The sequence below is a fragment of the Gemmobacter serpentinus genome (assembly GCF_008973825.1).
GTDB lineage: Bacteria > Pseudomonadota > Alphaproteobacteria > Rhodobacterales > Rhodobacteraceae > Gemmobacter > Gemmobacter serpentinus.
Window position 1 is genome coordinate 268,979 of the sequence record NZ_WCHR01000007.1, and the last position, 19,401, is coordinate 288,379.

Annotated in this window: 21 protein-coding genes and 1 tRNA gene; 16 read left to right on the forward strand and 6 right to left on the reverse strand. The window is 61.8% G+C overall.

Annotated features, from left to right (window positions below; translation table 11 throughout):
* Positions 1–14 precede the first annotated feature (14 nt).
* From GBJ34_RS05930 to GBJ34_RS05985, 13 genes are all read left to right on the forward strand, one after another.
* Entirely contained in the window at positions 15–845 is an 831-nt protein-coding gene (locus tag GBJ34_RS05930) for a hypothetical protein (protein WP_151718338.1), read from the forward strand.
* Positions 842–1,573, forward strand: coding sequence for a hypothetical protein (locus GBJ34_RS05935; protein WP_226341057.1), 732 nt, complete (start codon positions 842–844; stop codon positions 1,571–1,573). Before GBJ34_RS05930 ends, GBJ34_RS05935 begins: the two co-directional genes overlap by 4 nt.
* Entirely contained in the window at positions 1,563–2,033 is a 471-nt protein-coding gene (locus GBJ34_RS05940) for a GFA family protein (protein WP_226341058.1), read from the forward strand. Before GBJ34_RS05935 ends, GBJ34_RS05940 begins: the two co-directional genes overlap by 11 nt.
* A complete protein-coding gene (gene gltB / locus GBJ34_RS05945) occupies positions 2,020–6,558 on the forward strand; it encodes a glutamate synthase large subunit (RefSeq protein ID WP_151718339.1) in 4,539 nt (1,512 codons plus the stop codon). The genes GBJ34_RS05940 and gltB overlap by 14 nt, the downstream gene beginning before the upstream one ends.
* A 502-nt stretch (positions 6,559–7,060) precedes the next feature.
* Entirely contained in the window at positions 7,061–7,801 is a 741-nt protein-coding gene (gene mtgA / locus GBJ34_RS05950) for a monofunctional biosynthetic peptidoglycan transglycosylase (RefSeq protein WP_151718340.1), read from the forward strand.
* Between the two features lie 147 nt (positions 7,802–7,948).
* The gene (gene fzlA / locus GBJ34_RS05955) at positions 7,949–8,614 is read left to right on the forward strand and encodes an FtsZ-binding protein FzlA (protein WP_151718376.1); all 666 of its coding nucleotides are present in this window, start codon (positions 7,949–7,951) and stop codon (positions 8,612–8,614) included.
* A gap of 50 nt (positions 8,615–8,664) precedes the next feature.
* On the forward strand, positions 8,665–9,696 hold the full coding sequence (gene queG, locus GBJ34_RS05960) for a tRNA epoxyqueuosine(34) reductase QueG (protein ID WP_151718341.1): 1,032 nt from the start codon (positions 8,665–8,667) through the stop codon (positions 9,694–9,696).
* A gap of 67 nt (positions 9,697–9,763) precedes the next feature.
* On the forward strand, positions 9,764–9,949 hold the full coding sequence (locus tag GBJ34_RS05965; RefSeq protein WP_151718342.1) for a hypothetical protein: 186 nt from the start codon (positions 9,764–9,766) through the stop codon (positions 9,947–9,949).
* A gap of 45 nt (positions 9,950–9,994) precedes the next feature.
* Complete coding sequence (locus tag GBJ34_RS05970) at positions 9,995–11,653, forward strand: ABC transporter permease (protein ID WP_151718343.1); 1,659 nt, start codon at positions 9,995–9,997, stop codon at positions 11,651–11,653.
* 54 nt (positions 11,654–11,707) lie between these two features.
* Positions 11,708–11,783 (forward strand) — tRNA-Thr (locus tag GBJ34_RS05975).
* A gap of 261 nt (positions 11,784–12,044) precedes the next feature.
* Positions 12,045–13,061 (forward strand): calcium-binding protein, encoded by a 1,017-nt coding sequence (locus GBJ34_RS05980; RefSeq protein WP_151718344.1) that lies wholly within the window; start codon positions 12,045–12,047, stop codon positions 13,059–13,061.
* A 258-nt stretch (positions 13,062–13,319) separates the two neighbouring features.
* The gene (locus tag GBJ34_RS20480; RefSeq protein ID WP_192931118.1) at positions 13,320–13,463 is read left to right on the forward strand and encodes a hypothetical protein; all 144 of its coding nucleotides are present in this window, start codon (positions 13,320–13,322) and stop codon (positions 13,461–13,463) included.
* 121 nt (positions 13,464–13,584) lie between these two features.
* Complete coding sequence (locus GBJ34_RS05985; RefSeq protein ID WP_151718345.1) at positions 13,585–14,604, forward strand: class I SAM-dependent methyltransferase; 1,020 nt, start codon at positions 13,585–13,587, stop codon at positions 14,602–14,604.
* 49 nt (positions 14,605–14,653) lie between these two features.
* Here GBJ34_RS05985 and GBJ34_RS05990 read toward each other — a convergent pair whose 3' ends face one another.
* Entirely contained in the window at positions 14,654–14,878 is a 225-nt protein-coding gene (locus GBJ34_RS05990) for a glutaredoxin family protein (protein WP_151718346.1), read from the reverse strand.
* Positions 14,879–15,568: 690 nt separating this feature from the next.
* Between GBJ34_RS05990 and GBJ34_RS05995 the strand changes: the two genes are divergently transcribed.
* Together GBJ34_RS05995 and GBJ34_RS06000 are read left to right on the forward strand one after the other, a co-directional pair.
* Positions 15,569–15,976 carry an ATP-grasp domain-containing protein gene (locus GBJ34_RS05995; protein WP_151718347.1) on the forward strand — a complete coding sequence of 136 codons (408 nt, stop codon included), beginning with the start codon at positions 15,569–15,571 and terminating at the stop codon, positions 15,974–15,976.
* 93 nt (positions 15,977–16,069) lie between these two features.
* Positions 16,070–16,450: a hypothetical protein gene (locus GBJ34_RS06000; RefSeq protein ID WP_151718348.1), complete on the forward strand. Its 381-nt coding sequence runs from the start codon at positions 16,070–16,072 to the stop codon at positions 16,448–16,450.
* 47 nt (positions 16,451–16,497) lie between these two features.
* Here GBJ34_RS06000 and GBJ34_RS06005 read toward each other — a convergent pair whose 3' ends face one another.
* Both GBJ34_RS06005 and GBJ34_RS06010 read right to left on the reverse strand, forming a co-directional pair.
* Entirely contained in the window at positions 16,498–16,707 is a 210-nt protein-coding gene (locus GBJ34_RS06005; RefSeq protein ID WP_151718349.1) for a hypothetical protein, read from the reverse strand.
* A complete protein-coding gene (locus GBJ34_RS06010; RefSeq protein WP_151718350.1) occupies positions 16,704–17,330 on the reverse strand; it encodes a peptidoglycan recognition protein family protein in 627 nt (208 codons plus the stop codon). The genes GBJ34_RS06005 and GBJ34_RS06010 overlap by 4 nt, the downstream gene beginning before the upstream one ends.
* 108 nt (positions 17,331–17,438) lie before the next feature.
* On the opposite strand from GBJ34_RS06010, the gene GBJ34_RS06015 reads away from it, so the two are divergent.
* Complete coding sequence (locus tag GBJ34_RS06015; protein ID WP_151718351.1) at positions 17,439–18,164, forward strand: hypothetical protein; 726 nt, start codon at positions 17,439–17,441, stop codon at positions 18,162–18,164.
* Positions 18,165–18,356: 192 nt separating this feature from the next.
* Here GBJ34_RS06015 and GBJ34_RS06020 read toward each other — a convergent pair whose 3' ends face one another.
* The 3 genes from GBJ34_RS06020 to GBJ34_RS06030 all read right to left on the reverse strand — a co-directional run.
* The gene (locus GBJ34_RS06020; protein ID WP_151718352.1) at positions 18,357–18,668 is read right to left on the reverse strand and encodes a hypothetical protein; all 312 of its coding nucleotides are present in this window, start codon (positions 18,666–18,668) and stop codon (positions 18,357–18,359) included.
* Positions 18,655–19,053, reverse strand: coding sequence for a hypothetical protein (locus tag GBJ34_RS06025; protein ID WP_151718353.1), 399 nt, complete (start codon positions 19,051–19,053; stop codon positions 18,655–18,657). Before GBJ34_RS06025 ends, GBJ34_RS06020 begins: the two co-directional genes overlap by 14 nt.
* Positions 19,050–19,401 (reverse strand): hypothetical protein (locus GBJ34_RS06030; RefSeq protein WP_226341059.1); only part of this gene is annotated, 352 nt, incomplete at its 5' end. The genes GBJ34_RS06030 and GBJ34_RS06025, both read right to left, overlap by 4 nt.

Genomic DNA, 19,401 nt, shown 5'->3' on the forward strand with positions numbered 1-19,401 from the left:
GAAAGACCGGCACGATGACCCAGGCGGCGCGACATCAGGCAAGCAAGGCGGCGGCAACGCCCGGCCCTGCCGTGCCCGAAGCGGCACCGCCTGCGCGCCGCCCCGATGTGCTGATCGAGCCTCTGCGCGATGACGCGCGGCTGCGGGTCTGGCGTCATCGCGGCACAAGCCAGCGTTTGGTTGTGTGCTTTTCCGGGGTCGGACGTCTGGCCACGCAACCGCCCCGGCTGGAATTTGCCAAGACTGCCAGCGGATCGGGGCGCGATCATGTGCTGTTCATCGCCGACCCGGCGCGCAGCTGGCTGAATGCCCCCGGCCTGATCGAAGAGATCGCGGGGCTGGTGGAGACCGAGGCCGCCCGGATCGGTGCGGCGCAGGTCGTGGCGATGGGGCATTCGCTGGGCGGGTTTTCGGCGCTGGTGCTGGGGGGCTTCACCAAGGTGGATGTGGCCTTGGCCATGTCACCGCAATATTCGGTCGCGCCCGATCTGGTGCCGGATGAACCCCGCTGGATGGGATTTCGCAACAAGATCACGGAGTGGCGCATCCGCCAGGCGGGCGATCACATGAATGCCGCCACCGATCATGTGGTGATCTTTGGCCGCGCGGGGCGCGAGGCCCCGCAGCGCCGCCTGATGCGGCCCGCAGCCAATGTCGCCTGCTATCTTCTGCCGCGCGTGCGCCATGACAGCGTGGTGCGGCTGCATGAGGCGGGCGTGCTGGACGAGGTGGTGCAACTGGCCTTTGACGGCCGCAAACGGCGGCTGCGGCAGTTGCTGGCGGAGCGGATGAAGGCCAGTCAGGTTTCGGTGGATGCGGCGCAAGCCGGGGAGGATGCAGCGTGAAACGGTTTCTGATCCTGACGGGCTTTGCCCTTTTCGGCATCACCCTTACCAGCGCATCACCGCTGCAGGCAGCCGGTTTCAAGGCCCCCGAGGGCTGTGAAGCCTTCATGACGGTGCAGTCGCGCGGCTGCCGGGTATCGAACCATTACCGCTGCACCGCCGATCAGGCGGGCGATCAATGGCGCGCGGATTTCGATCAGGAGGGGATCTTTTTCCTCAGCCGGATCAACCGCGAGACCGAATGGGTCGAAAGCTACAACTTCAACCCGACGGTGCGGCAATCTCTGGCCGCCAACCCGGCAGACCCCGCCCGGTTTTCCGAACTGGTGGCAAGCGGGCACGACGATTTCGACTTTTGGCTGGAACGCGATGATGGCACCCGCAGCCATGTCACCGGCTTTGACAAACTGACCGGCAAGACCATCACCATTGACGGTGTGGCCCTGCCGCAGACCGAATACGCCTATGAAGAGGTCGACCCGGAGGGCAATGTTCTGGGCAAGGCGCGCGGACGCGAATATATCCATCCTGAATGGCGGATGTTCTTTTCCGGCCCGTCTGAGCATTGGGACGGGCAGGATTGGGTGCCGATGGATGGCAGCCCGGTGCAGTTCATCCAGCCGGGCGAGCCCGGTTTTGGCGCGACGCAACCGATCTTTGAATGCGGGGCGCTGATGTCCGAAGCCCCGCTGGACCGTCTGTTGCAGCAGGTGCGCCATGAACGCTGAGATGATCACCGGCCGCTCCGGCCAATGTCTGTGCGGCGGGGTGCGCATTCATGCGGCAAGCCTGCCTGCGCATATGCATGCCTGCCATTGCAGCATGTGCCGCCGCAACTCTGGCTCGGCGGGCATGACGGTGGTCGTGGCCCATGCCGATCTGCGCATCGAGGGCGCGGAACATATCACCACCTACCCATCCTCGGATTGGGCCGCGCGGTCATTCTGCGCGCGGTGCGGGGCGGGTCTCTGGTATCGCCTGACCGTGCCCGATGCCGAGACCGCCGATTACTTTCTGTCCGTCGGAATTCTGGATGATCTCACCGGGCTGAGCCTGAACCAGGAGATCTATATTGACCAGAAACCCGCCGGATACGCCTTTGCAGGCGATCACGACAGACTGACCGGGGACGAGTTCGAGGCCCTGTTGCAAGCCAGCCCAGAAGGAGTGAGCCATGACGATCTATGATGATGCCTGGGTGAAGGCCGAAGAAGCCAAGCGCGCCTATGTCGATGCGCATGGGCTTTACAAGACCGAAGACGAGCATTCGTCCTGCGGCGTGGGTCTGGTGGCCTCGATCAGCGGCAAACCCTCGCGCAAGGTGGTGGAGGCGGGGCTGGATGCACTGCGCGCCATCTGGCACCGTGGCGCGGTCGATGCCGATGGCAAGACCGGCGACGGCGCGGGCATCCATGTGCAGATCCCGGTCAAGTTCTTCTATGACGTGGTGCGCCGCACCGGCCATGAACCCGATCAGGGCAAGCTGATCGCCGTCGGGCAGGTCTTCCTGCCGCGCACCGACTTTGCCGCGCAAGAACGCTGCCGCACGATCGTGGAAACCGAAGTGCTGCGCATGGGCCATTACATCTATGGCTGGCGCCATGTGCCGGTGGACACTTCGGTGCTGGGCGAAAAGGCCAATGCGACCCGGCCCGAGATCGAACAGATCTTGATCCGCTGCGAAAAGGACGTCGATCAGGAACAGTTCGAGCGCGAGCTGTATATCATCCGCCGCCGCATCGAAAAGGCGGTGACCGCCGCAGGCATCGCCGGGTGTTACCTCTGCAGCCTGTCCTGCCGGTCGATCATCTACAAGGGCATGATGCTGGCCGAACAGGTGTCGGTCTTCTATCCCGATCTGCAGGATGAGCGGTTCGAAAGCAGCTTTGCGATCTATCACCAGCGCTATTCGACCAACACCTTCCCGCAATGGTGGCTGGCACAGCCTTTCCGCATGTTGGCCCATAACGGTGAGATCAACACGCTGAAGGGCAACGTCAACTGGATGAAGAGCCATGAAATCCGCATGGCCTCCAGCGCCTTTGGCGAGATGGCCGAGGATATCAAGCCGATCATCCCTGGCGGCACCTCGGACAGCGGTGCGCTGGATGCGGTGTTCGAAGTTCTGGTGCGCTCGGGGCGCTCTGCCCCCATGGCGAAAACCATGTTGGTGCCGGAAGCCTGGTCAAAGACCACGACCGACATGCCGAAGGCCTGGGCCGATATGTATGCCTATTGCAATTCGGTCATGGAGCCCTGGGATGGCCCTGCGGCCCTTGCGATGACCGATGGCCGCTGGGTCTGCGGCGGTCTGGACCGCAACGGGTTGCGCCCGATGCGCTATGTGGTCACGGGCGACGGCCTGCTGATTGCAGGGTCGGAAGCAGGCATGGTGCCGGTGGATGAGACCACGATCCGCGAAAAAGGCGCGCTCGGGCCGGGGCAGATGATTGCCGTCGATACCAAAGAGGGCAAACTTTACCACGATGCGGAGTTGAAGGACCGGCTTGCCGGATCGCAGCCCTATGGCGACTGGATCGAAAAGATCGTCGATCTGAACTCGCTGCTTAAGGACGTGCCGGAAAACGCCACCTATCAAGGTGCCGATCTGCGCAAGCGCCAGATCGCGGCGGGCTATTCGGTCGAGGATCTGGAACAGGTTCTGGCACCGATGGCCGAAGACGGCAAGGAAATGGTTGCCTCCATGGGGGATGACACGCCGCCTGCGGTTCTGTCCAAGGTCTATCGCCCGCTCTCGCACTACTTCCGCCAGAACTTCAGCCAGGTCACCAACCCGCCCATCGACAGCCTGCGCGAAACCCGCGTCATGTCGTTGAAGACGCGGTTCGGCAACCTGAAGAACGTGCTGGATGAAAGCTCTGCCCAGACCGAGATCCTGGTTCTGGAAAGCCCCTTCATCGCCAATGCCGAATATTACACCATGCTCGATCAGTTCGGCGCAGGTGTGGTGGTGATCGATTGCACCTTCCCCGCTGGTTCCGACCAGGAGGCGATGCGCCTTGGGCTGGAGCGCATCCGCGCCGAGGCCGAGGATGCCGTGCGCTCGGGCGCAAGCCATCTGGTGCTGACCGACGAGAACCAGTCGGATGCGCGTATCGCCATGCCGATGATCCTTGCCACTTCGGCGGTGCATTCCAGCCTGACCCGCAAGGGGTTGCGCACCTTCACCTCGTTGAATGTGCGGTCCGCCGAATGCATTGATCCGCATTACTTTGCGGTGCTGATCGGCTGCGGCGCGACCACGGTGAACCCTTATCTGGCGCAAGACAGCATTGCCGATCGCATCGCACGCGGGTTGCTGGAAGGCAGCCTGACCGATGCGATGCGTCGCTATCGCGATGCCATCGATGCGGGCCTTTTGAAGATCATGGCCAAGATGGGCATCTCGGTCATCTCCTCCTATCGCGGGGGGCTGAACTTCGAAGCGGTGGGGCTGTCGCGCGCCATGGTTGCCGAATACTTCCCCGGGATGCAAAGCCGCATCTCCGGTATCGGCCTGCATGGCATCCAACACAAGGTGCAGGAGATCCACGCCAAGGGCTGGCAGGGTGGCAGCGACGTGCTGCCGATCGGTGGCTTCTACAAGGCGCGCCGCTCGGGCGAGAAACACGCCTGGGAAGCCCAGACCATGCATATGCTGCAAGCGGCCTGTGACCGCGCCAGCTATGACATCTGGAAGCAGTATTCGGCCGCGATGCGGGCGAACCCGCCGATCCATATCCGCGACCTGCTGGATATCAAGCCGGTGGGCAAGGCGATCCCGATTGAAGAGGTGGAATCGATCACCTCGATCCGCAAGCGCTTCATCACGCCGGGCATGTCGCTGGGGGCGCTTGGCCCGGAAGCGCATATGACACTGAACATCGCGATGAACCGCATCGGTGCCAAATCCGACAGCGGCGAGGGCGGCGAGGATCCAGCGCACCAGCATCCCTTCCCCAATGGCGACAACCCTTGCGCCAAGGTGAAGCAGGTGGCCTCGGGCCGGTTCGGCGTGACGGCGGAATATCTGAACGCCTGCGAAGAGCTGGAGATCAAGGTGGCCCAGGGTGCCAAGCCCGGCGAGGGTGGCCAGCTTCCCGGCATGAAGGTCACCGACCTGATTGCACGGCTGCGCCATTCCACCAAGGGCGTGACGCTGATCAGCCCGCCGCCGCATCACGATATCTACAGTATCGAGGATCTGGCGCAGCTGATCTACGACCTGAAGCAGATCAACCCGCGCTGCAAGGTGACGGTGAAGCTGGTTTCCGCCAGCGGCGTCGGCACGATTGCGGCGGGCGTGGCCAAGGCCAAGGCCGATATCATCCTGATTTCCGGCCATAATGGCGGCACCGGCGCATCGCCCGGCACCTCGATCAAATATGCGGGCCTGCCCTGGGAGATGGGTCTGACCGAGGCCAACCAGGTTCTGACCATGAACAACCTGCGCGAGCGGGTGACGCTGCGCACCGATGGTGGCCTGCGCACCGGGCGTGACGTGGTGATTGCCGCGATGCTCGGTGCCGAGGAATACGGCATCGGCACGGCGGCCCTGATCGCCATGGGCTGTATCATGGTGCGTCAGTGCCAGTCGAACACCTGTCCGGTGGGCGTCTGCACCCAGAACCCCGATCTGCGCGCCAAGTTCACCGGCACGGCGGACAAGGTGGTGAACCTGATCACCTTCTATGCCCAGGAAGTGCGCGAGATCCTCGCCTCCATCGGCGCACGCTCGATGGACGAGATCATCGGCCGCCCCGATCTGCTGATGCAGGTCAGCCGTGGCTCGGCGCATCTGGATGACCTTGACCTGAACCCGCTGCTCATCACGGTGGATGGGGCGAACCGCGTCACCTATGATCGCTCCAAGCCGCGCAATGCGGTGCCGGACACGCTGGATGCGGAAATCGTCAAGGATGGCGCGCGCTTCTTCGAGGATGGCGAGAAGATGCAGCTGAGCTATGCGGTGCGCAACACGCTGCGCACCATCGGCACGCGGTCGTCCAGCCATATTGTCCGCAAGTTCGGGATGCGCAACAACCTGCAACACGACCATCTGACGGTGAAGCTGACCGGCAATGCCGGGCAGAGCCTTGGTGCCTTCGCGGTGAACGGGTTGAAGATCGAGGTGCAGGGCGACGCCAATGATTATGTCGGCAAGGGCCTGTCGGGCGGCACCATCGTGGTGCGTCCGCAGATGTCCTCGCCGCTGGTTGCGGCCGAAAACACGATCATCGGCAATACCGTGCTCTATGGCGCGACCTATGGCTATCTGTTCGCGGCAGGCAAGGCGGGCGAGCGGTTTGCCGTGCGCAACTCCGGCGCGACGGTGGTGATCGAGGGTTGCGGCACCAATGGCTGCGAATACATGACCGGCGGTGTCGCGGTGATCCTTGGCCGGATCGGTGCCAACTTTGGCGCGGGCATGACCGGCGGTATGGCCTATCTCTATGACCCGAGCGGGATTGCCGAGGATTTCATGAACCTTGAAAGCCTTGTCACCTGCGCGGTCAGCCATCCGCATTGGGAATCGCAGCTGAAAGGCCTGATCGAGCGTCACCTGCGCGAGACCGGCAGCCAGAAAGCGCAGGCGATCCTGTCGAATTGGGAGGCGGAGCGTGCCAATTTCCTTCAGGTTTGCCCGAAAGAGATGCTGGTGCACCTGCCCCACCCGCTGAGCGATGAGCGAGCAGCGGTGCCGGCGGAGTAAGCGGCGGCCTGCGCCAAGCCTGTGAAAAGAAACGGAAACGGGCGAGGGAACCTCGCCCGTTTTGCCATTTTCGGCAGCATTCCGACTGATTTACTCAAAGCGCATTGTCTGACAAATAAAGTCAACTATTTGATTTTCAAAGAAAAATTTGACATCTGCGTTTCCATGTCCTAGACAGAGCTCATCGGCAGGAAGCGCAGCCAGCCAGATCGCAAGCGCGCTCCCACCTCAAAGCATTCTCTCCGGTCGCAAGGGCAGGCAGCCAGCACGACGCCAGCACCCCACCCAGCCACCCGAATGATACAAGGGCTGACCTTCGGGTCGGCCCTTTGTTCATTTCCGGGGTGTTCACTCTCAAACCGCCATGTCGGAATGATCGTTCCGGGCTGTTCGGTCTGAAAGAACCGAGTTGGCGCGTTTGTTCCGGCGCGTTCGGTTCTGAGCCGGTGTCAGGCGCGCTGCAACCTTGACCCGGGATCGGGCTTCATGGTTTCTGGGCCCCATGGCAAAATCCACCCGCAAGAAACCAGACCCCGCGCCGGAGCCCGAAATCATCGAGGCCCCTGCCCTGCGGTGGCGCGCCCGCATCTGGTTCTGGGCCAAGCGCGGCCTGCTGGGGCTTGCGGCCTTTTATGCGGCGCTGATCCTGATTTTCGCAGTGGTGCCGGTGCCGATCAATGTCTATCAGGCGCAAGAGGCGATCCGCCTGGGCGGCATCGAAAAGGATTGGGTCGGCTGGGACGACATCGCCCCGGTGATGGCCCGCGCCGTGGTCGCGGCCGAAGACGCCAATTTCTGCGAACACTGGGGCTTTGACATGAAGGCCATTCGCGCCGCGCTGGATGAAGGGCGCGGGCGCGGGGCCTCCACCCTGACGCAGCAGGTGGTGAAGAACGTCTTTCTCTGGCATGGCCGCAACTGGGCCCGCAAGGCCGCCGAAGCAGTGCTGACCCCGCCGGTCGAAATGGTCTGGAGCAAGCGGCGCATCCTGCATGTCTATCTGAATGTCGCCGAATTCGGCGAAGGCATCTTCGGGGTCGAGGCTGCGGCGCAGCATTGGTTCGGGGTCAGCGCCAGGGATCTGACCCCCACGCAGGCTGCGCGTCTGGCCGCCGTCCTGCCCGATCCGAAGGGGCGCAATCCTGCCAAGCCCGGCCCGCTGGTGCGCCGCCGCACCGGCCAGATCCTGTCGGGTGCCGAGACAATCAAGGCCGATGGCCGAGCCGCCTGTTTCGAGTATTAAGGGCCGAAATCTCGCCGAAACCGGCGAGATACAGCGCCTTTGCCCCGCCTCAAGGCCCATTTGGCGGGAACGGGATTGCACTTGCGCCCTCTTCGCGGCAATGAAGGCAGAGCCGATCCTGCCCCTTCAGCGGAAAGCCCTTTGACGATGAACCGACTGTATCACGCGCCCCTTTCGCCCTTCTGCCGCAAGGTGCGGTTGACGCTGGCCGAAAAGCGGATCGAGGTGGAACTGGTCGAGGAGCGTTACTGGGAACAGCAGGCCGAGTTCCTGCGCCGCAACCCGGCGGGAAAAGTGCCGGTGCTGCGCGTCGAGGGACGCTTGATGAGCGAAAGCCAGGCGATCTGCGAATGGCTGGAAGAGGCCTATCCCTCGCCTGCGCTGATGCCGCGCGATGTTGATGCGCGCTATGAGGTGCGCAGGCTGTGCAACTGGTTCGATGACAAGTTCCATGGCGAGGTGACGTCGAAGCTGCTCTATGAACGGGTGAACCGAAAGGTGCAGGGCACCGGCTATCCCGACAGCAAGGCGGTAAAATTCGGCGCAACCCGCATCAAATATCATCTGGATTACATGGCCTGGCTGCTGGATCAGCGCCGCTGGCTGGCGGGCGACAGCATGACGCTGGCGGATTTCACCGCTGCCGCGCATCTGTCCTGCCTGGACTATATCAGCGATGTCGACTGGAACCGTCATGCGGTGGTGAAGGACTGGTATGTGAAGCTGAAATCGCGTCCCTGTTTCCGCACCCTGCTGGCCGATCAGGTGCCGGGCTTCCTGCCGCCCGCGCATTATGCGGATCTCGATTTCTAAGCTGAGACGTTCCGGGGCTCTGCCCCGGGCCCCGGGATATTTGTGAACAGATGAATGAGGGGCTGAAAGACCGGCTTGTTGCGCGCGCCATGGAGGAAGGTTTCTCCAAGGTCGGGATCTGTGCGCCCGATGCGGTGCCAAAAGCCGCGGCGCGGCTGCGGGCGTTTCTGGAGGCCGAGCGTCACGGCCAGATGGGCTGGATGGCAGAGCGCGAAAGCTGGCGCGGCAATCCGGCAGCCCTTTGGCCAGAGGCCATGACTGTCATCATGCTGGCAGAGGTTTATACCCCAGACTATGACCCGATGGCGGTGACCCGCCAGCCCGACCGGGCCGCAATCAGCGCCTATGCGCAGGGCAAGGATTATCATGATCTGGTGAAGCGGCGGCTGAAGCGGCTGGGGCGCTGGTTGCTGGATCAGGTGCCGGAAGGTGCCGGGATCAAGGTCTTTGTCGACACCGCCCCGGTGATGGAGAAACCGCTGGCGGAGGCGGCAGGCCTGGGCTGGCAGGGCAAACATACCAATCTGCTGGCACGCGATCTGGGCAGCTGGTTCTTTCTGGGTTCGATCTTCACCACGATCGATCTGCCAAAGGACAAGTCCGATCACAGCCATTGCGGATCCTGTCGCGCCTGCCTGGATGCCTGTCCGACCGGCGCTTTTCCTGCGCCCTATCAATTGGATGCCCGGCGTTGCATTTCCTACCTGACGATCGAGCATAAGGGCCCGGTGGAGCCGGAGTTGCGCGCGCTGATGGGCAATCGCGTCTATGGCTGCGATGATTGCCTTGCGGCCTGCCCCTGGAACAAATTTGCCCAAAGTGCCAGGGAGATCGGCTATCAGCCCCGCGTCGGCGCGCCGGAACTGGCCGAACTTGCCATGCTGGATGATGCCGGTTTTCGTGCGCGCTTTGCCGGCAGCCCGATCAAGCGGATCGGACGGGATCGCTTCATCCGCAACGTGCTTTATGCCATCGGCAATTCCGCTCTGCCGGCGTTGCGCCCGGTGGCCGAGGCGCTGCGCCAAGACGCCGACCCGACCGTGGCCGAGGCGGCGGCATGGGCCATCTCTCGCCTGTCCTGACGGGTTTCGCTTGGGAAAGGACCGATTCGAGCCTATCCTGTGCGACAGCATCAAAAAGGAGGCAGCCATGGGCAAGCATCTGGCCGACAAGCGCAAACCCAGCACCGGCGCGCGGGTCAAACAATTCATGCGCCTGGCCCGCGAAAGCGGTCGGATCTGGCAAGGGCTCTGGCGTCAACCTGCCGCCGTCCCGGTTGACGATCAACGCCGGACGCAGGAATTTTTGCGTATCGCGCGCGGCCACCGTTACTGAGCCTTTCTGGACTTGCCGTGCCGCTTGCGTTAGGCAGACGGCAAGATGGCTGAGCAAAACACTCAACTGCGCGCGCGGCGCTGGCCGCAACCAGATGGCTGGACCATCGGGGCTGGTGTGATCGCGCTGATCGTGCTGGCACCCATTGTCTCGGTGGTCTGGATCGCCTTTCATCCAACGGAGAACATCTGGCCGCATCTGCTCGCGACCGTGATGCCGCGTTACATGATGGCGACACTGACCCTGATGGCGGGCGTTGGCGTCCTGACGGCCCTGGTCGGCACGGGTGCCGCGTGGCTGGTCACGATCTATCGCTTTCCGGGATCGGGCTGGCTCAGCTATGCGCTGCTGTTTCCGCTGGCGGTGCCAGCCTATGTCGGTGCCTATGCGCTGGTGGATTTCTTCGACTATTCCGGCGCGCTACAGGTAAATCTGCGCAGTCTGATGGGCTGGGCGTCGTCGCAAGATTACTGGTTTCCCAAGGTGCGCACCCCTGAAGCCGCGATCCTTGTGCTATCGGCGGCGCTTTACCCTTACGTCTATCTGCTGGCGCGTCAGGCCTTTCGCGAACAATCGGGTGGATCCTATGAGGTCGCGCGTGCCCTTGGCAGCGGTGCCTGGGGCGTGTTCCTGCGCGTGGGCTTGCCGCTGGCGCGTCCATCGGTCGCCGCCGGTGTCGCGCTGGCATTGATGGAGACAGTCGCGGATTATGGCACCGTGGCCCATTTCGGGGTGCAGACGCTGACCACCGGCATCTTCACCACATGGCTGACCGCTGGCAATGCGGGTGGCGCGGCGCAGATCGCGGGCGTCTCATTGTCCTTGATCGTGCTTTTGCTGACGGTGGAGCGGCTCGGGCGGCGGCGGGCACGCTTCCATGCCTCCGCCCGTCAGATGCGGCCCGTGGTGGCGCAAACGCTGTCCGGTTGGCGTGGCTGGCTGGCTTTCACGCTCTGCTTCCTGCCCTTCGCCATGGGCTTTCTGCTGCCCGTTGCCGTCATGGCCAGTCACGCGCTGAAAAAGCCCGAGGCCTGGATCGAACCCGGGCTTGGCAAGGCGCTGATGAACACATTGACCGTAGGGGGCTGTGCTGCGGTGCTGACGGTCGCCGCCGCAATCTTCTTCGTCTACGGCCTGCGCATGGCCGGGCGCGGGTTGCCGCGCTGGATCCTGCCGGTGACGGCGCTTGGCTATGCCGCCCCCGGCGCGGTGCTGGCGCTTGGCCTGCTGGTGCCGCTGGCCGCCCTTGATCACCGCGTGGCGGATGGCATCCTGGCGCTGACCGGCCACGATCCGGGCCTGATGCTGACCGGCACCTCGACCGCGATCGTTCTGGCCTTCATCGTGCGGTTTTTCGGCATTGCGCAGGGCGCCGTCGATGCAGCTTTCGGGCGCATTTCCCCCAACCTGCCGCTGGCTGCCCGCGCGCTTGGCCGCCCCGCAGGCGGTGTGTTGCGCGAGGTTTATCTGCCCTTGATGCGCGGCTCTGTCGGTATGGCTCTGCTGATCGTCTTTGTCGATTGCGTGAAGGAACTGCCCGCAACCCTTCTGCTGCGCCCCTTCAATTTCAACACGCTGGCCACCCGCACACAGGAACTGGCCAGCCTTGAGAAACTGGGCGAGGCCGCCCCCGCCGCCCTCTTGGTTATGGCCGTGGGCCTTGTCGCCGTCGCCCTGATGGCCCGGATGGAGGCCCGGCGCTGACCTTGCGCGCTGCACCCTTGCGCGGCACGTCCCGCTTCGCTATGTGAAGGGCGTGCCTCTATAGCTCAGCTGGTAGAGCACCTGATTTGTAATCAGGGGGTCGGGGGTTCGAGCCCCTCTGGGGGCACCATAAAATCAAAGCGTTACGGCTATGAGAGCAAAATCCCAGTGGTGTCATCGCCAGCCGGGTAACGTTTAGGGTAACATTTCCTGTCATCCATGCAGTGTAGGAACCACGAATAGGCGTGCTTGTTCGGGGTTCGGCTTGGCATGTCCATGGTGAACACCCCTGCCCGCTTGGACCCACATGGCCCGCGCACCGCGATCTTGCAGAATCAACCAGCGGCCGCTTAGCTGAGTTGAATATGTGCTAGAAATTGTGAGGTATTTTATGGCTCGGACGATTAATGGAACCAACGGCACAGATCGCCTGAAAATTAAAGGCTCTGGCATATGGGATGCTTCCGAAGATGTCGTGACGATCCGCGCCAAGGGCGGTGCCGATCTCATCGAAGTTACATGGATGGGCATATTCCACGTCTACGGAGACGAAGGAAACGATACACTCAACGGCTTCAATATGGCAGAGCGATATCTGTATGGCGGCGGAGGCGATGATGTCTTGAATACCTTCGCCCCTTACAGCGGAGAGCTGCATGGTGGATCCGGCCGTGACCACCTCACCAGTACAGGCGACGCAACTACAGAAGTCCTTCTTGATGGCGGCACGGGCGCCGACACGATGAACGGCGGCAATGGCCGGGATATTTTCATCGTCGACAATCTCAGGGACGTCGTCAACGAGACCTATGTTCCCGACTTCGATAATGAGCCCAATCCCCGCGATGAGGTCAGGGCGTCGGTCACCTGGGCCCTCGGCACCTCTGTTGAAGATCTCACATTGACCGGAAAGGCCAAGATCAATGGCACCGGCAACGCGCTCGCAAACACGATCGCCGGAAATAGCGCCGCCAACACGATCGATGGCAAAGGCGGCAATGATCAGATCACCGGCGGCGGCGGCAAGGATGTGCTGTTCGGTCGCGGCGGGAATGACAAGCTGATGGGAGGCACCGGCAATGACCGGCTGAGCGGCGGCGATGGAAGGGACACCCTCATGGGTGGCGCGGGTGCCGATACGCTCGCGGGTGACAAGGGCAACGACAGCCTCACCGGCGGCGCTGGTCGCGATGTATTTGTCTTCGGCCGCTCCGATGGCAGGGACATGGTCACCGACTTCACTATTGGGGAAGACAGGCTCAGCTTCACCGGCGCGTCCAACATGAAGGCGCTGAAGCTGCTCGCGATTGGCAGTGATGTTCAGGTGAGCTTCGGCACAACGGTTGTAGTCGTTGAAGATGTGAGCCTTCAGGCGCTCAAGGCTGCGGGGAATTTCGTTTTCGCGTGAGGCAAAGCGTCGGCTTGCGGACGAATATGATGCGGCGCAGGAAAGGGGAGAGGCGGCGACAAAGGCTGACCAGAACCTTCTTCCAGAACAGCAGAAGGTTACGGCAGCCGAGCTCGGCCTGTCCCACAAGCAGGTGCATGAGGCTCGCCAGATCCGCGACGCTGAGGCCGTGCGGAGAGGAGCGCTCACTGTGAAGCGCACATCCCTTCGCTAGCGTGCCGGATCGGTGCCTATCAACCCGACGCGGTGGTGTCGTTCATGGTCGGGATCAGACGGCATATCGATGCGGCGATTGCTGCTTCGGGCATCACCACTCTCCATCACGCGGTGAACTTTCCGGGCAACGGTCAGCAGCTCAAGTTTCGCGCTGACATGGCGAAGATCCTGCCTGGCATCCTTTGACGGACGAGATTGCAGGGCACTTGGCGTGAAGCGATGGTTTGAGCCCATTGCGGACATTCATCTGATCTGCGCCTGATTTGACACGACTACGCGGATTGGATTTTCTGGCTCCACACGGGGGTTGGATATTCGAGCAGGATGCCGGGCATTGGAGCGTAATTCAGAGAGGACCCGGCTCTGCTCCCTGCCCTGGGAGAGCTTTGTTCTGCGCAATCAGGGTGCGCCGATGATCGCCCCTTGCAACCACTTTGAACCAACCTGGCCGGCAGACGATCTGGCACAATGTGATGCTGGGCTGCGCAGCTTGCGTCAGAGCCTTCTGTCCGGTGTCCCGCCCGAGCCCTGCCGGACCTGCCCCACAAAGCCGGATTGCGCGCCACCGGCCCTTAGCGACAGGATCGCGGACCTCGAGCTGGCGGATGAAAACCGCGAAATCGAGGCGGTTTTTGCTGCACTGCGCGCAGGCGACGCCCTGCCGTTACCCGAACTGATGTATCGGGTCGCTCATACCCGCTCAGACTATCAGTTCACAGGCAGCGGCGTGGTAAATCTGTTCGAGATCCTTCCAATATTGCTCCCGCATCTGGCCGGGCCGGATCAGCACCTTCTGGACTGGGGCTGCGGCTGCGGGCGACTTGCACGCCACCTCATTCATGATCCGCGCTTTGCCAGCTATACGGGCTGCGATATCGATGCCGAGGCTGTTGAATGGTGCCGTCTTCATCTCAGGGGTGGAGAATTTCTGTGCATACCCGCCGATCCGCCTGTCGCCTTGCCCGATCGCGCGTTTACCGCAGTCATTGGCTATTCCGTCATGACGCATCTGGAGCGTGAGCTCCAGCTTCGTTGGCTTGCGGAGTTGTATCGCCTGACCGCGCCCGGTGCAGTCATGGCGCTGACGGTTCACGGCGATGCTGCGGCAGAGCGGCACGGGCTGGCCGGACGGCTGTCAGAAGAGGGGATCATCGACGAAATCCAGGACGCCACCCTGGACGGTATCGCACCTGCGGGCTACTATCGCGCGACCTTCCAAAGCCGCAGCTACACCGAACGCCACTGGGGCGCGAATTTTGAGATCCTAGACTACCGAGCGAGGGCCATCGTGGATTATCAGGACCTTGTCATCTTGCGGCGGCGCTGAACTCTCCTGGAAAGATGAATGACCGTTTTGTCCCGCATAGCTGCCACCGTCACCGCACCAGCCCCTTAATCCGATCCGGCATAAACCCCGACCACACCTGATCCCCGGCCACGATCAGCGGCCCCTGCCTGGATCCCGCGATCCGGGCCAACCGTTCGACCTCATCCAGCCAGTCAGCCCCCGCCCTTTCCTCATAGGCGAGGCCCGCGCGATCCAGCGCGCGGGTGGTGGCCTCGCACTGGATGCAGGCAGGCTTGCCGTAGACGGTGATCATGATGAGCGTCCTGTGATGATAAAGGGCCGCCCGGGTGGATGCCGGACGGCCCTGCCGCGTTGACGCGCGGGCTTGAGGCTCACCGGCGGGAGTGATCGCAGGGAGCAACAAGTAGCCTGTCGGGGTGCGCACGATATGGGGATCACCATATCGCTAAGCGTGACGGGCTTTATTGGGTCGAGAGCGGCGGCTTGGTAGTCCAACCCTCAAGCCGACCAGTCATGTCATCGCCCATCGTCGTTGGACCCGATGGGAGATTATCCTGTCCGCGCTCTGGAGGATGGCGCAGCCTCCGCTCCGGAGACCTCGCGGGCAAAGCCCTATAACGCCACCCGCCAGAAAGCGGGCCCACCAGCCCCTACATCAATACCCCGCGCGGCGCGTGGGGCTTCGAGACTGGCAGGCGATCTCACTCTATCACATTGCGATCAGGAGTGAATCCCTTGCGTCCGCCAGCCCATGCGTCGGCCAGTGCGCGAACGGCTACATGGCGCTGCAACCGCCAGCCATGCGGCCATCCTGCTCAGCATTCCGCACCTTTTTGCACGTTGATATTGGATAACAAACGCGAATCTGCCTACAAAATAGGCGTGCTTATCGAGTTCCCCCGCTGGCGTCCGATGTGATGATCAGCGGCTATTTTTCCAGAACGCACCACAATCAGATCAAAAATCACTCGAAGGACAGTAGATGAAGTTTCATCCCACTTTTTGCAAAGCCATGCTCATCGCATTCCTCGCCTCAGGTGTAGGCGTGAGTATGGCCGCCGCCCAATCCGCAGAGCCGATGACCTGCCAAATCTTCGAAGGACCGAACTTCACAGGAAATGGTGGAACGATTGTCGGCAATGACGTCGTGATGTTCCACAATCAAGGCGCAGGTGACGACCTGTTGCCCGGCTTGACCGGCCTGCGCCATTTCTACGACCCGCAATGGAGCAAAGCCGTCAGTTCGATGCGCGCCGGCGCTGGCTGCGCGGTTGGCATCGGGCTGCTTGAAAACGGGAAGTGGAGCTTCGTTGAAAGTCGGACAGAGGCCGCAAAATTCGGCGTGAATTCCGACAATATGTCCGACGCAGCATATTGCGACTGCCGATAACTCTTTTCTGCCGGCGCCCCGGGAAATGGATGCTCGCTCATATCGGCATCGGCCCATCAAAGACGATCACACACCAATAGGGAATATCGAACAATGACAACTTCTGCTTTCAAAAGCCTTGGCCTCGCGCTTGGCCTCGCGCTTGTCGGCGCTTCCGTCGCCAACGCTGGCTGCCTGATCACGGCGCAGAACAACGCCACGATGGAGGTGCAGCCGAACACCTGCCTTTACATGTCGAGCGCTCATGATTTCGAGGCCAGCGCCGTAAAGGAATGTGGCGGCCTGAACCCCGTCCATGCGCCGGATTGGAACGACACGATTGTGAAAATCGGCACCACCGGCCCCTATAGCGTCTCTTTGATGATGGACCACATCGTTACCGACAACAGCATGACCATGACCTTCCAGGCTGCCGGAGAGCATGTGCTGGATCAGCGGTTCTCTGCGGATGCAACGATCATGTATTGCTACTGAGAATTCGGCGGGCAGCCCCAAGCCGGGGTTGCCCAACCGCTCGAGCGTCAAGTCGCGCCGCCTTTGCCCTTGGCGATCCGCGACCAAACCACCGTGGCGATCCAGACCACCAACCCAGCCAGCACCATGGACAGGTCATGCAGGCTGACGGTGATGGTGCCCGAGGCCTCATCAAAGGTGGCAAAGCCAAGCGTGGCGATAATCCCGGCCAGCGGGTAAAGCAAATAGCGGATGATCAGGGCGATTTGTCCGGTCATGGATATGCGGCCTCCTTGAGCCATTGAGGAACATCGAACCCCGGACACGCCTTGGCGGCATACTGGTTGTGCCCGGAAATGGTGGTGATCTGGGTGCGCATGCTGATCGCCTGGATCTGCTGGCGCAGGGCGATCAACTGGCGGTCGGTGAAATGCTGGCGCGGATCGTCGGTCTCGGCAGAGCCATGACCACCGATGAGGCAGATCCCGATGGTGCCCTGATTGCGCTCGACAACATGCGCGCCGATGACAGTCTCTGCCCGGCCCGCGAGGATCGCGCCGTCGCGGTCGATCAGCCAGTGATAGCCGATATCCGACCAGCCATTGGCGAGGTGCCAGCGGCGGATCTCGGCGCGCTTGGCATTGAGGCTCAGGCCCTCATACCAGTCCGGCCGGGTGGCGCTGCAATGCACGATGATCTCGCGCACCGGATAGCGCGCGGTGCCCTGATAGATCATGGCATTGGTTTCGGGCTGCACATTGACGATGGCCACCGTCTTGCCCTGCCCGAAGGCCAGCGCCGCCGCACGGGTGCGCGGGCCGTCCAGCCCATCGATCACACCCGGCGCATAGCCAAGCGCGGTCAGCCCGGTCTGGATAGACCGGATCGCGTCTTTCGACATGTCATATCTCCATGAAAAAGCCCGGCGCGGTGGCCGGGCGGTGGGTGGTTGATTTACTTGATAGCCGCCCCATATTGCGGTGTTAGGCAACTCATCTAGGGGGCAAATTTGGCAGGCATCACTATCTCGAACAGCAAGGGCGTTACATTCGGCAGGGTAGAATTAAGCCACAGAGATGTGGGCATTATGTCTACCAATAGTGATGTTCATATTAAGAGCGGGAACTTCAAGGAAGTTGCGAGGCCATACCTAGCCCAAGGTGGAACACTCCGATCCGAAAACTCCGATGCAAGTCAGTTTCCCCAGCCGCATGAGCATGTACACCAAGCTGCGCACAGAAGAAAAACCACCGTCCCACCTATCCCCGTCAAGTGCGGGCAGTGTGGAAGCATATCATCTTCCAGACAGTTTTCTGTCCACAACGCAAACTTTTACTCCTGCAGAAATAAAGAAACCTGCATCGTCTGCGGTGCAGACGATGCAGAAGTAGCTACCGGACTATTTCAATCTGCCATCGAAACAGTCAAACTTCTATCTGGGCCTAGTGACAGCATAGATCAAATGAGATCACTCCGGATACTATTGGACGGCGTTTCATCTGGCGAAACATCCATACAGGAAGCGGTTGATAGTGCAGATAAAATCAAGCCGGGCCTAAAAATAAAACTCGCTACCTTGGCACTTTATGGGGCCTCCGCATTTGGACTGCTCTCCCAAATCGCAGGTGCGTATGCTGACGTGCCCCAGATGGTTAAAGACATTCAGGTTTTTGCTGCTGAAGTTCTTGCCGAACAGATCATTGTAGAACAACTATTCAAAGAGACACCCAGGTGATACCTTATTACAGCATCAGGCAATGGGAATTCGCCAACTACGGGACACCTGAGCGCCTAGCATATTTTGCCTATTGCGACCCGCATAATGTAGCCAATAGATCAGTTGACCTGCACAAACCTGATGAATGCCATCGAGCGTGAGCTGGCGCGGCTGTTTGAGGATCGGGCCAAGCCGCCGGTGGAAGACTGATCAGGGCCGAGGCTGTAACCTCTCCATCTGCGCCTCGATCCGGCTGATGCCGCTCTGGATCGCGCGCAGATCGCTGGACTGCGCGGCCTGCGCGATCTCGACAGCCCGGATCCGCGCCTCATGCGCCGACATTTGCTGATCCCGGCCCGCTGTCTTGGCTGCGATGCTGGTCTCCATCACCGCGATTTTTTCCGCCATCTGGGTCTGGCGGCTCACCACGGTATTCCATGCCGTCACGGCCCCGACAAAAACCACGGCGATGGTGACGATGTTGCCGAGGCTGATTTTGGGGTCATACTCAAGCCTCGGCATTTTGCACCTCCCGCACCAGCCCCAGCACCGCCAGCGCCGCCGCCAGATCCAGTTCCGCCACGGCGGCAATCCGATCCGGCGCGGCGAATGGCTCGACCACCGCCCCCTCATCAGGCGGCTGCCACAGCGCGACCATGGCCTGCGCGCGGGCGGCGGCGTCCATATCCGCGCCCCATACAGGCACTGCCAGCGGAACAAGCGCATTGGTCAAAAACGCCTCATGCACGGGGCCATGCGGCACGGCATAGCGATGACCCTCGGAATCGACATAGACCTGTGCATCCGTGAACGTGTCGCCGTCCGCCTCGCCGTAGCCGATGCAGCGCGCGAGCTGGCCCGCATCCTCGATCACGCCGACGGGACAGGCGATGGTGATGGTGATCATTTCAGATACCCCCAGTATTGCGTGAGCTGTGCGATTTCAGCGGCGGTAAACGCGCCCTGCCGGATCACGGCATCCACCTGACGCTCGGTGCGCAGCAGGTTGATCGGCGTGCTGCCATCGCTGGTCACCGTGGTCGTGGTGACGTTGCCCAGCACATCGACATAGGCGAGGCCATAGGTGCCTGCGGGCATGGCGGCCGCGTTGATACTGTCGCCGCCGTCATTCCACAGGTGCCAGATATCGGGGATGCCCGCCTCGGTCACATCCAGATCGGTATCGACCCGCTGATAGGGCGTGGCGGTGTTGCCGGTTTCCATCTGGAACCCGCCCCGGAAATCCATGCCCCCG